The following is a 12,729-nucleotide window of genomic DNA, read 5'->3' on the forward strand; positions in this document are numbered from 1 at the left end:
TACGATGATGCATGGAACGTATCTGGAAGGAGGGAGCAGCTTTGAACAGCTCCTTGAAAGACAAGTTAGGGGTCTTGCCTGAAAAGCCAGGCTGCTACCTGATGAAAAACGCTGTGGGAGAAATCATCTACGTGGGGAAGGCCAAAGTGCTGAAGAACCGCGTTCGTTCCTATTTTACAGGAAGCCATGATGGCAAGACGCAGCTTTTAGTGAGTGAAATTACAGATTTTGAATATATTGTCGTCTCCTCCGCGATTGAGGCCTTGATTCTGGAGTGCAATCTGATCAAACAGCACAATCCTCGTTACAATGTGATGCTTAAGGACGATAAAACGTACCCATACATCAAGATCACGAATGAAAAGCAACCTCGTTTGGAGATTACGCGCAAGGTATTAAAGGACAAGGCGCGTTACTTTGGACCCTATCCCAACGCTGGGGATGCAGGGGAAGTCAAAAAATTGCTGGATCGCCTGTATCCTTTGCGCAAGTGCAAAACGATGCCGAAGCAGGTATGTCTCTATTATCATCTGGGGCAGTGTCTGGCGCCCTGTGTGTACGACGTTTCTCAAGAGGAAAATCAGCGTCTGGTCGACGAGATCAGCCGTTTTCTTGACGGCGGACATGAAGAGATGAAAAAGCAGCTGACGGAAAAAATGCTTCACGCATCGGAGAACATGGATTTTGAGCGGGCGAAGGAATACCGCGACCAGATCAAGAGCATCGAAGCCGTGATGGAAAAACAGAAGATCACGATGGCTGATACGGTCGATCGCGATATTATCGGCTATGCAGTGGATAAAGGCTGGATGTGCATTCAGATCTTCTATATGAGGAAAGGGAAAATGATTGAGCGTCAGACGACCTCGTTCCCCTATTATGGCGATGAGGCAGAAGATTTTATGTCATATGTGAGCCAATTTTACTATGACAAGCAAAATGTTCTGCCCAAGGAGATATTATTGCCCGAGACCAGCGATCCCGATCTTCTGGCAGAGTGGCTAGGTGTGAAAGTCCATGCTCCCAAGCGCGGTAAAAAACGCGAGCTGGTGCAGATGGCGAGTGAAAACGCACGTATAGCTCTACAGGAAAAATTTGCGCTGATGTCCAAAGACGATGCCCGGACTATCCAAGCTGTTCACAATCTGGGGCATATTCTCGGGATCGGGACCCCACATCGGATCGAAGCGTTTGACAACTCGAATATTCAAGGGACAGAGCCTGTTTCCGCGATGGTTGTGTTTACGAATGGCCGCCCGGACAAGAAGGAATATCGCAAGTTCAAGATCAAGACCGTCGAAGGCCCCGATGATTACGGATCCATGCGTGAAGTGATCCGCCGCCGATACACGCGCCTGCTCAAGGAAAACCAGGAAATGCCTGATCTGATCGTGATCGATGGGGGAAAAGGTCAAATTAGCGCAGCGATGGATGTGCTGGAAAACGAATTGGGTCTGTACATTCCTGTTTGTGGCTTGGCGAAGGATGACAAGCACCGAACAGCCGAGCTGATGTATGGTGATCCGCCTGAAACGGTGGAGCTTAGACGGGACAGCTATGAATTTTACTTGCTGCAGCGAATCCAGGATGAGGTGCACCGGTTTGCGATTACCTTTCACCGGCAATCGCGTTCCAAGACGATGCTGTCCTCCCAGCTGGACGAGATTCCGGGCATTGGCGAAAAGAGACGCAAACAGTTATTTACGCATTTTGGCTCGTTGAAAAAAATGCGCGAGGCTAGCGTCGAAGACTTCCGCCAATTAGGGTTCGGAGATAAGCTGGCACGAGAGATCATTGCTCATCTGAGAAAGCTGGAAACATAATCCAGAATAAAAAGGAATTGAACTGCTACAAGCTCCATGATATAATCCCATTCAAACAGAATAGTTGGCCTCACTTCCCCAAAGGAGTGAGGTAGAGGCGCGAAAACCAAGAGTACCTCCCTGAGATCGGGTGTCTGTGAAGGGTATGGGAAAGGGGAATTCGCCGAAGTGTGAAGAGCGACCCGCTGCTTTTCATGCTGGGCTTGTGTTGAATAAACACAGGACTGTCATCCAGGCAATGTCCGGTTGCTGGATGGAGAGCTATCTCACGGTGTGTCAGTGTGAGTGATGACGGGATATATTCCGATGGTCATCCTTTACTGTCCGCGTGTATTGGGAAGGAGGAGCCGGTATGTCGAAATCATAGACAGCGACAGGTGAGATTCCTTGTTGGTGTCTTTTTTGTACATTTTATATAGAAAACACAGATAAAAAATAGAGAACGATATGGATATGGATACGAGAAAAAGGAGAGAAGTGCCGTGGGATTGATCGTGCAGAAATATGGTGGTACTTCTGTAGGTACCATTGAGCGAATTTTGCGAGTTGCTGATCGGATTATCGCAAATAAAGAAGAAGGTCACGACATGGTGATCATATTGTCCGCGATGGGCAAATCGACGGACGTGCTGGTCGATATGGCCAAGGAGATTACGCCCTATCCCTCAGAAAGAGAAATGGATATGCTCCTGAGCACAGGGGAACAGGTATCGATTGCCCTGCTCTCTATGGCCTTGCACCAAAAAGGCTACGACGCTATTTCGTTGACTGGCTGGCAAGCCGGGATCACGACGGAAGCCATTCACAGCCGTGCTAGGATCAAGGAAATTGACCCGACGCGCATTCGTGCGGAATTGAGCCGTGGTCGCGTCGTCATCGTAGCAGGTTTTCAAGGTATCAGCGACGAAGGCGAAATTACCACCCTGGGACGTGGCGGATCGGATACCTCTGCCGTGACTTTGGCGGCAAGCCTAAAGGCTGACAGATGCGAGATCTTTACAGATGTATCGGGGGTCTACACGGCTGATCCGCGTGTAGTTCCCGCTGCACGCAAGCTGGATCGCATCTCCTATGACGAGATGCTTGAGCTGGCGAATCTGGGGGCTGGTGTCCTCCACCCTCGTTCGGTCGAGGCAGCCAAAAAGTACAAGGTAAAACTGGTCGTCCGCTCCAGCTTTACATCGGAAGAAGGAACGTTCGTAGAGGAGGCTCCCCAAATGGAAACAGGAAGAGTAGTTAGTGGTGTAGCGCATGATGAAGAGGTGGCGAAGATCACGGTAGTTGGCATGCCGGCGAAGGTTGGAACGCTCTCTCGCCTCTTCAATACGCTGGCTGATCATCAGGTTAACGTAGACATCATTATCCAAAGCTCCTATGATGCGGATGTGACCAATATATCCTTTACGGTGGCGTCCGGCGATTTGAAGCATGCGCTGGATACGCTGGCTAAGAATCGGGAAATGCTTGGCTTTGATAAGATAGATCACGAGGAAGGCTTGACCAAAGTATCGATCGTAGGCGCTGGAATGGTGAACAATCCCGGCGTTGCTGCAGAAATGTTCCGCGTGCTTGCCGAACAGCAAATTACGATCAAGATGGTATCTACTTCCGATATCAAGGTATCTTGTGTCATACCTGCAGATTTGACTGACCTGGCCGTGCGCAGCTTACATACGGCATACGGACTGGATGTCGAACAAACGGCTGTCGTATACGGCTTGTAGAAACCTCCCCCCTCTTTATTGTGGAAGAGGGGGTTTTTTCAAGTCATAAGCAGCTAGAAGCACGCGCGAATGACCAAGCTTTTGCTCCCCTGCTCCTCGACTTCCATTTGTACCACTGTCTCCTTGCCCAGCCATTGCTCGATTGCTCCGGCGATCACTCCGCATTCCAATGAGAGGGAGCGGCTGAGACGTTCTGTGGACAGATGAGGGTAGATCGTGTGGGTGAGGCTGTAGCTGATATATTGCGGAGATTCCTCCAGCAGGTCGAGCTGCCCCAGTCCCAGTCTAATGAAGGGCAGGATGATTCCATTGGCCGATTGGATCGGAATCTTTCGTCCCATGTTCTTTCCCATCCAGTAGAGAATCGGACTTTCGCTTTCTCCAAGAAGGGTTTGGGTCAAAGTTTCGCGCAGCAAAAGATAGCCAAGATAGGGCATGTTCATCCTTTCCGCGTGGGCGATGGACGGAGCAGGAAACAAGGCTGCCAGTTGATCGGTTTCTTTCACTCTACTTCCCTCCTGTCTGTACTAGATTATGAGGGTCATGCGTGGTTCATGACACATTCATAGAGAAAAAGGACAGGATTTCAAATCGTTTGTTCTATCAATGGATTTAGTCTATTCATTGTCTTGACGCTCCCAACAGACAGGAGTACAATTGTTTTGGTCAATGTTTTGCCATTCTTTTTTTCGTATTCCGACACATTTTGTCAATTCAGGACAAAGAGTGTGACGGGCGTCCCGTCATGTCTAACGGATAAGGCAATGGGTTAGGATATGAGAGAAGGATCTAGTAAAAGAGCGTTAGATACATTGAAAGGGGGACCATTGTATGGCGAAAGGCCATAGCTTTCTCAGTCACAAGCTTCACTCTCTCTTAGGTTTGTTTCCCATCGGGCTGTTCTTGCTGTTCCACCTGACGGCAAACTATCAAGCAACCCGTGGACCAGAAGAATTCAATACGGCTGTAGGCCTCATTGAAAACGTTCCGTTTCTTCTGGTTCTTGAATTTGTTCTCATTTACATCCCGATCCTGTTCCATGCGGTCTACGGTCTTTACATTGCTTTCCAAGCGAAACAAAATGTAGGGAACTTCGGCTACCTCCGGAACCAATTGTTCCTGTGGCAACGGTTGACAGGTATCATTACGCTTATCTTCATCGTTTGGCACGTGTGGGAAACGCGCATCCAAAAAGCGCTGGGAGCAGAAGTGAATTTTGACATGATGGCTGACATACTTAGCAATCCTGCTATGATCGTGTTCTACGCGATCGGGATTGTAAGCACGACCTTCCACTTCTCGAACGGAATCTGGTCGTTCCTCGTACACTGGGGAATCACCGTTGGACCTCGTTCCCAACGGATTGCAACATACTTTACAATGGCAGTATTCGTAATCGTAACGTTCATCGGCTTGCGCGCGATGTCGGCGTTTATTTCATAGGGATAGGAGGACAAAGTCATGGCAAAAGGTAAACTGATCATTGTCGGTGGTGGTCTGGCCGGCTTGATGGCTACCATCAAAGCAGCAGAAAAAGGCGTTCCCGTCCAACTGTTCTCTCTGGTTCCAGTAAAGCGCTCTCACTCCGTTTGCGCACAGGGCGGTATCAACGGTGCGGTTAATACAAAAGGAGAAGGCGACTCCACCTGGGAACACTTTGATGATACCGTGTACGGTGGCGACTTCTTGGCGAACCAACCGCCTGTAAAAGCAATGGCAGACGCAGCACCTGGAATCATCTACATGCTGGACCGTATGGGCGTTATGTTCAACCGTACACCTGAAGGTCTTTTGGACTTCCGTCGTTTTGGGGGAACCAAGCATCACCGTACGGCGTTTGCTGGTGCAACGACCGGACAACAATTGCTCTACGCTTTGGACGAACAAGTACGCCGCTATGAAGCGGAAGGTCTTGTAACCAAGTATGAATATTGGGATTTCCTCGGTGCGGTACTCGATGATTCTGGAACCTGTCGCGGTATTACTGCTCAAAACCTGCGTTCCGGTGAAATTGAATCCTTCCGTGCGGATGCAGTCATCCTGGCAACAGGTGGCCCTGGTATCATCTTCGGTAAATCGACCAACTCCATTATCAACACCGGTACAGCTGCTTCGATCGCTTACCAGCAAGGTGTTATTTATGCAAATGGTGAAATGATCCAAATTCACCCTACCGCAATCCCGGGTGACGACAAGCTTCGTCTGATGTCCGAGTCTGCGCGTGGTGAAGGTGGACGTATTTGGACCTATAAAGATGGTAAGCCTTGGTACTTCCTCGAAGAAAAATATCCGGCATACGGAAACCTCGTACCTCGCGACATCGCAACGCGTGAGATTTTCCACGTCTGCGTAGACATGAAGCTGGGTATCAACGGGGAAAACATGGTCTATCTCGACCTGTCCCACAAAGATCCAAAAGAGCTGGATGTTAAATTGGGCGGTATTATCGAGATTTACGAAAAATTCGTTGGGGATGACCCACGTAAAGTTCCAATGAAAATCTTCCCGGCTGTTCACTACTCAATGGGCGGCATGTGGGTAGACTACAACCAAATGACCAATATCCCTGGCTTGTTTGCTGCCGGTGAGTGCGATTACTCGCAGCACGGTGCCAACCGTCTGGGTGCGAACTCCTTGCTCTCCGCTATCTACGGCGGTATGGTAGCAGGTCCAAAAGCAATCGAGTACATGAACGGTCTGGAACAATCTTCGGATGATCTCTCCTCTGCGCTCTATGATGGCTTCACCAAGAAAGAGCAAGAGAAGTACGACAACATCCTGAAAATGAACGGTACCGAGAATGCTTACCTGATCCACAAGGAGCTGGGTGAGTGGATGACGGATAACGTGACCGTTGTTCGTTACAACGATCGTCTGCAAAAAACAGACGACAAGATCGTAGAATTGATGGAGCGTTACAAAAACATCAACATCAACGATACGAACATATGGAGCAACTCCGGTGCTTCCTTCACACGCCATCTGTGGAACATGCTGGTTCTGGCACGTGCCATCACCATTGGTGCTCTGAAGCGTGACGAGAGCCGTGGTGCGCACTACAAACCAGATTTTCCTGAACGCGATGACGAGCGTTTCATGAAAACGACAATGGCGAAATACGACCCTGCGACAACCGCACCAGAGATCTACTATGAAGACATCGACGTTTCGCTGATTGAACCACGTAAGCGTGACTATACGTCTGACAAGAAGAAGTAAGAGAGGAGGAAACTGATCATGGCCGAAAAGTTGATTCACCTGATTATTACTCGCCAGGACAGCCCTGACAGCACTCCGTACAAGGAAGAATTCAAAATTCCTTACCGTCCGAACATGAACGTGATCGGGGCGCTGATGGAGATTCAACGCAATCCTGTGAATGCCCAAGGACAAAAAACAGCACCAGTAAACTGGGAATCCAACTGCTTGGAAGAAGTTTGCGGTGCGTGCTCGATGGTGATTAACGGAAAACCACGTCAAGCGTGTTCTGCTTTGATCGACAAGCTGGAACAACCAGTTCGTCTGGAACCAATGAGTACTTTCCCTGTACAGCGTGACCTGTCTATTGACCGCAGCCGTATGTTCGATGCACTGAAACGCGTAAAAGCGTGGGTGCCAATCGATGGTACGCATGACCTGGGTCCTGGACCTCGCATGCCGGAAGTTGAGCGTCAATGGGCGTACGAACTTTCCAAGTGCATGACTTGCGGTGTCTGCCTGGAAGCTTGTCCGAATGTGAACAGCAAATCCGAGTTCATCGGTCCATTCGCAATCTCCCAGGTTCGCCTGTTCAACCAGCATCCTACTGGTGCTATGAACAAGCATGAGCGTCTGGAAGCACTGATGGATGATGGCGGTATCGCAGATTGCGGTAACTCCCAAAACTGCGTACAAGCTTGTCCTAAAGGAATTCCACTCACGACTTCTATCGCTCACATGAATAAGGAAACAACCAAGTACGGTCTGAAGAAGTTCTTCTTCTCGTAAGATCTGTAGGCATGAAGAAAGCGTGCATCTGTTCAAGCAGATGCACGCTTTTTGTTTTAAATGTAAATAGAAGCTTTTATGAAAGCAGCTTATCGTGTAATTTCAGCAGCCATTTGTCCAACCCTCATCCGTCCAGCACGTATGTCAGGATGAAATTGAATGGTGGCGTTTTGCCGAACGATTTCGACCTGAGTGATTGCATCCGATAGTAGACTAGAATCTCGCAAGGAGCCATGTGAAAACGCCATTGACAGTCCTGCAGCAGTTCCTTGTGCCATCGCTACCTTCGCACTTTCAATTCCAGTACTATTTCCCGCCACGTAGAGTCCATTTAGAGGAGTCTGCATCCGTTCATTGTGAATCGGGATGTGTCCTCCCAAAGAAGGCACATAGGAAAATGGACATCCGGCGACAGCAGCCAATTCAGCAAGCGGGCTCAGTTCACCAGCGATGCAGACGAAATCAGCAGGGATGATCTGCTCCGTCCCGGAAACAGGCTGACCGTCGGGTGTGATGTGGGCGATACGGACTCCCTCTACTTGATTTACCCCTATGATCGCAAGTGCCGCCGTTCGCAGCTGGATCGGGATACCCCACATCGAAAACCCACGGGAAGGATATAGAGCGGTTCCAAGCCGCTGCATCCATGTGCTTTTCATCCATTTGCTTCCCATGCGAATAAGAGGGGATGGGGCCAAATGAGCGATGCGCAGCATGGATTGCATCACAGCTACAGGATGACTAGCATCACCCGAAATGACCGAGTGGGCAGGGAGAATCATTCGATCGACCTTGACCTCTGCCAGCAGCAATTCTCTGGCAATGGCCACAGAGAGAATGTTGATGCCGATGATCACTCCCCGCGTTCCGACGCGAACTCGCTGCACGTTGGTCATGACCTGGGCTGCTCCGATCGACATGACGCCAGGCAGTGTCCACCCAGGGATGGGGACAGGTGTTTCAGAGGCACCCGTAGCGATTAAAAGCATCGAGGCCTCCATGACTCCTTCAGAGGTTGAGACGATCCAGCTGGTATCCTGGCGGGTGACATGAAAGACGGAAACGCCACAGCGAATTTCAGCGCCAGCTTCAACTGCTTCCTGCTGTAAACGAGCAGCTTCAGCCAAACCATTCCACCATGTGCCATCTGGTTCCTGATGCAGCTGTCCGAGCAACCTGCCGCCCGGTTGATAAAATTCATCCACTACGCGGACTCTAAGACCTTGTCGGGCACTTGCGACAGCTGCGGCCAACCCGGCTGGTCCTGCGCCGATGATCAAGGAATCAAGCATCCGTGATGCCCTCCTTTCTGGAGGGGAGTAGGCAAAACAGTACCAGCTTCCACGATCATGGATTCCTCCACTAGCGTCATGCATGCGCGTACGGTAGGAATGCCGTTGATCGTCACACGACATTCATAGCAGTGGCCAATGTTGCAATACATACCGCGTGGAGTTCCTTTTTCCTCGTGCACACGCAGTGTCCGAATACCGGAAGCCAATAGGGCGGCGGCGACCGTTTCGCCTTCCAGAGCTGAATAAGCACATCCATTGAACGTAAATTGCATGGTTTTACCAGGATCGCGTTCCCCAAGGATTGGATGCTTCATGATGCGTGCATTCATTTATTTTCTACCTCCGAGCAATTGAAACGACATAGGGCGGACCGGTGGCTGGTAGCCTAGGGATACGGCATGGTCAGGCTTTTGACCAGTCACGGCTTCGATGACCTGGTCGAGCATATTCCGGCAGGTGCGACCTCCGCAGCAGCCCATGCCTGCCCGCGTCCGCAATTTCAGTTCCCGGGCTGTGCAAGAATAGCTGGAAGCCGTCTCGATCAGGTCGGCGAGTGATACTTCCTCACAGCGGCAAACGATGACACGATGCGATTCCATCACGATGTCCTCCTTTTCTTCGATGAAATTGGAAATTTGCAAATGTCATGCCAGTAGAGGCGTGCATCGGGAAAAGGAGTTTGGCATATGGATTGCTAATTAGCTAATTAGAAAGAGGAATGGCACATATAGAAGGGATGACTGAGATGGAGAAATTGGATAGACTGCGGCAAAAGTTCGATACAAGCGGGATAGACGGTTTGCTCGTCACGAACGGGCAAAATCGGCGTTATTTGACCCAGTTTACCGGTACGTATGGAGTCGTATTGATCTCCAAAAATCAGGCGAAGCTGTTGACTGATTTTCGTTATACCGTACAAGCCACAGAACAAGCGGATGGCTTCGAGATCGTTCATTTGCCGAAAAAGGATGCAGTGTTCAGTGAGGTAGCTCGCCATGCCAAGGCAATGGGGATTACGGCTTTAGGTTTTGAGGCGGAGAATGTGACCTATTCGCTGCACCGAAAATACGTGGAGGTGGCGAGCGCGGATTTGGTTGCTACTTCGGGATTGGTAGAGCATCTGCGCATGATCAAAAGCAAAGATGAGCTTGCGAAAATCCAAACAGCCGCCCAAATTGCTGACGCAGCATTCGCCTATATTACAACGATATTGCGTCCGGGTATTCGGGAGCTGGATGTGTCTAATGAATTGGAAATGTTCATGCGAAAAGAGGGGGCAAACGGATCGGCGTTCGACACCATTGTAGCGTCTGGTCATCGCTCGGCATTGCCGCATGGCGTGGCGGGTACGAAAACGATCACGCAGGGAGACATGGTGACGCTGGATTTTGGCGCCCTGTACCAAGGATATCGATCCGATATCACACGAACCGTCGCTGTCGGAGAGCCAGACGAGAAGCTGAAAGCGATCTATGATATCGTACTTGAGGCGAGAAATCTCGCTGTCGCGGGTATTCGTCCAGGCATCACCGGAAAGGAAGCGGATGCGTTTGCCCGCGATACTATCACGCAAAGAGGCTATGGAGAGAATTTTGGGCACGGAATGGGGCATGGTATCGGATTGGATATTCACGAGGAGCCGTTCATGTCCAGACAATGCGCAATCACGATTCAGCCCGGCATGGTTCTGACCGTAGAGCCTGGTATCTACATACCGGATTTGGGCGGTGTTCGCATTGAGGATGATATCGTGGTCACACAGGAGGGCAACCAGGTTCTCACCCATGCGCCCCGGGAATTGATCATTTTATAGAGTAGTTGAAACTCTTGGCTGAATGGATCAGCTGAGGGTTTTTCTTTTTCAGATAGGAAGAAATTGATTGTCTAATACATCAGACACTGTATGGGGTAGAGTGTATAAAACGATGTACATAACTTACTGTACAGCCCGTCTCCCCCTCGAATTGCCACTGGAATACAGCTTGCATTTTCAGAAAATACGAATAATTTCCATGTGAAAGTGAGGGGTTGATTGGATGAGAAAAAGCACTCTTGTTTTATTAAGCAGTCTCACCATTATGGGATCAGCTTTGGGTGGCTGTGCAGGTGGTCAGGAAGCATCGAAGCCGGCAGATCAAACACAAGGGCAAACCCAGCCTCAGAGCAACAGCTCCCAACCGGCAGAGGCGAGTAAACCGGTGGTGGAACAAGTCCTGCGCTTCAATCTGCACTCCGAACCACCGACCGCTGATCCAGGCATTGCAGAGGATACGACTTCAGCTGCTGTGACCAAGGCGCTATTTGACGGACTTACGAGGATCGGACCAAAAGGCAAGCCGGTAGAAGCCGTCGCTGAGAAAATCGATGTGTCCAGTGATTTGAAGACATACACCTTTGTACTCCGTGAATCGAAATGGAGCAATGGCGAGCCGGTAACCGCACATGACTTTGAATACGCCTGGAAGCGCGCACTCGATCCCAAGACAGCATCCAACTATGCGTATCAGCTCTATTACATCAAGGGTGCGGAGAAGGCCAACAAGGGTGAAGGCAAGCTGGAGGATGTCGGTGTGAAAGCCTTGGATGACAAAACTCTGCAGGTCGAGCTGGAAAACCCAACCCCATTCTTTCTGGAGCTGACAGCGTTTCAGACGTACTTCCCGGTCAATAAAAAGGTCGTGGAAGCCAATCCCAACTGGGCAGCAGAAGCGAATACCCATCTCGGGAACGGCCCTTTTAAAATGGAGGCATGGGAGCATAAGAACAAGCTGGTGCTCATCAAAAACGAGCATTATTGGGATCTCGACAACGTCAAGCTGGATAAAATCAACTTTTCCATGGTGGAGGACGAAAACACCGAGCTTTCCATGTTTGAAAACGGCGAAATTGATTGGGCGGGATCACCGCTCAGCTCCTTGCCTACAGATGCGATGCCTGCTTTGAAAGAGAGCGGAACCCTGCAAGTAAAGCCGGTAGGTGCAACCTATTGGTATAAATTCAATACAGAAAAGCCGCCATTCAATCATGTGAAAATCCGTAAAGCGTTTGCGTACGCCATCAACCGCCAGTCTTTGATTGACAACGTCCTGCAAGCCAACCAGCAGCCTGCCATGTCAGCAGTCCCTCCGACGATGGCGCTAAACCCAGATGGTTACTTCAAGGACAATGATTTGGAAACGGCGAAAAAGCTGATGAGTGAAGGAATGACAGAGCTCGGTCTGACGACACTCCCTCCGATCACGCTTTCCTACAATACATCGGAGAGCCATAAAAAAATCGCCGAGGCCATTCAAGACCAGTGGCGAAAAAATCTCGGTGTCGAGGTAAAGCTCGAAAATCAGGAGTGGAAGGTCTACCTCGAAACCATGCACGAAGGGAATTATCAGGTCGGTCGACTCGGCTGGTCCGGTGATTTCAACGACCCGATCAACTTCCTGGAGCTGTTCAAGGAGAAGAATGGCGGAAACAACGATACACGCTGGGAGAATCCAAAGTTCAAGGAGCTGTTGAATCAATCGGCGACAGAAGGTGATCCGGAAAAACGAAAAGCAATACTACGGGAAGCCGAGCAGATCATGATGGATGAAATGCCGATCATGCCGATCTACTTTTATACACATACGTGGGTGAAAAATGAAAAGGTGAAAGGTGTTTTTCAAGATGGTTTGGGGGCGATCGATTGGAAATGGACCTACATCGAGTAGCGAAGTAGCTGTAGAGAGTGGAGGGTAGCTGTCCTAGCAAGGATAAAGGAGGAATCGACGCTGGAGATGATTCGCATTTTGTCCGAGATTCTGCCCCCGAGATCCAAGCATCTTTGCAGGAGGTCCTGCAGGCGCCTTCGTTTGTTTTTCTGTCGCAAACCAAGAAAAAAGCAACCTTGATCGAAAAGGTTGCTTT

Annotated in this window: 11 protein-coding genes and 1 riboswitch; of the genes, 7 read left to right on the forward strand and 4 right to left on the reverse strand. The window is 49.9% G+C overall.

Annotated features, from left to right (window positions below; translation table 11 throughout):
- Positions 1-41: 41 nt before the first annotated feature.
- The gene (gene uvrC, locus JZI27_RS11575) at positions 42-1,823 is read left to right on the forward strand and encodes an excinuclease ABC subunit UvrC (RefSeq protein WP_280207601.1); all 1,782 of its coding nucleotides are present in this window, start codon (positions 42-44) and stop codon (positions 1,821-1,823) included.
- An 84-nt stretch (positions 1,824-1,907) separates the two neighbouring features.
- A riboswitch (Lysine riboswitch) is annotated at positions 1,908-2,095 on the forward strand.
- 210 nt (positions 2,096-2,305) lie between these two features.
- Positions 2,306-3,547, forward strand: coding sequence for an aspartate kinase (locus JZI27_RS11580; RefSeq protein WP_280207602.1), 1,242 nt, complete (start codon positions 2,306-2,308; stop codon positions 3,545-3,547).
- A 53-nt stretch (positions 3,548-3,600) separates the two neighbouring features.
- On the opposite strand, the gene JZI27_RS11585 is transcribed toward JZI27_RS11580, so the two are convergent.
- Complete coding sequence (locus JZI27_RS11585; RefSeq protein WP_122909874.1) at positions 3,601-4,053, reverse strand: DUF2507 domain-containing protein; 453 nt, start codon at positions 4,051-4,053, stop codon at positions 3,601-3,603.
- A 325-nt stretch (positions 4,054-4,378) separates the two neighbouring features.
- On the opposite strand from JZI27_RS11585, the gene JZI27_RS11590 reads away from it, so the two are divergent.
- Genes JZI27_RS11590 through sdhB form a run of 3 tightly spaced genes read left to right on the forward strand, consistent with a single transcriptional unit; the run spans position 4,379 to position 7,534 of the window.
- Positions 4,379-4,990, forward strand: coding sequence for a succinate dehydrogenase cytochrome b558 subunit (locus JZI27_RS11590; RefSeq protein WP_122909875.1), 612 nt, complete (start codon positions 4,379-4,381; stop codon positions 4,988-4,990).
- Between the two features lie 18 nt (positions 4,991-5,008).
- Complete coding sequence (gene sdhA / locus JZI27_RS11595; protein WP_251243024.1) at positions 5,009-6,766, forward strand: succinate dehydrogenase flavoprotein subunit; 1,758 nt, start codon at positions 5,009-5,011, stop codon at positions 6,764-6,766.
- Between the two features lie 15 nt (positions 6,767-6,781).
- Positions 6,782-7,534, forward strand: coding sequence for a succinate dehydrogenase iron-sulfur subunit (gene sdhB / locus JZI27_RS11600; protein WP_183185136.1), 753 nt, complete (start codon positions 6,782-6,784; stop codon positions 7,532-7,534).
- Between the two features lie 89 nt (positions 7,535-7,623).
- Here the strand turns inward: sdhB and JZI27_RS11605 are convergent, their stop codons facing one another.
- Genes JZI27_RS11605 through JZI27_RS11615 form a run of 3 tightly spaced genes read right to left on the reverse strand, consistent with a single transcriptional unit; the run spans position 7,624 to position 9,428 of the window.
- Positions 7,624-8,826: an NAD(P)/FAD-dependent oxidoreductase gene (locus tag JZI27_RS11605; RefSeq protein ID WP_280207603.1), complete on the reverse strand. Its 1,203-nt coding sequence runs from the start codon at positions 8,824-8,826 to the stop codon at positions 7,624-7,626.
- Positions 8,811-9,158: a (2Fe-2S)-binding protein gene (locus JZI27_RS11610; protein ID WP_122909879.1), complete on the reverse strand. Its 348-nt coding sequence runs from the start codon at positions 9,156-9,158 to the stop codon at positions 8,811-8,813. Before JZI27_RS11610 ends, JZI27_RS11605 begins: the two co-directional genes overlap by 16 nt.
- Positions 9,159-9,428, reverse strand: a complete 270-nt coding sequence (locus tag JZI27_RS11615; RefSeq protein ID WP_122909880.1) for a (2Fe-2S)-binding protein — start codon at positions 9,426-9,428, stop codon at positions 9,159-9,161.
- Between the two features lie 146 nt (positions 9,429-9,574).
- Between JZI27_RS11615 and JZI27_RS11620 the strand changes: the two genes are divergently transcribed.
- Both JZI27_RS11620 and JZI27_RS11625 read left to right on the forward strand, forming a co-directional pair.
- Positions 9,575-10,642: a M24 family metallopeptidase gene (locus tag JZI27_RS11620; RefSeq protein WP_122909881.1), complete on the forward strand. Its 1,068-nt coding sequence runs from the start codon at positions 9,575-9,577 to the stop codon at positions 10,640-10,642.
- 223 nt (positions 10,643-10,865) lie between these two features.
- Entirely contained in the window at positions 10,866-12,533 is a 1,668-nt protein-coding gene (locus JZI27_RS11625; RefSeq protein WP_280207604.1) for a peptide ABC transporter substrate-binding protein, read from the forward strand.
- Positions 12,534-12,729: the final 196 nt, after the last annotated feature.

This window comes from Brevibacillus sp. AY1, from assembly GCF_029870785.1.
Lineage (GTDB): Bacteria > Bacillota > Bacilli > Brevibacillales > Brevibacillaceae > Brevibacillus > Brevibacillus invocatus.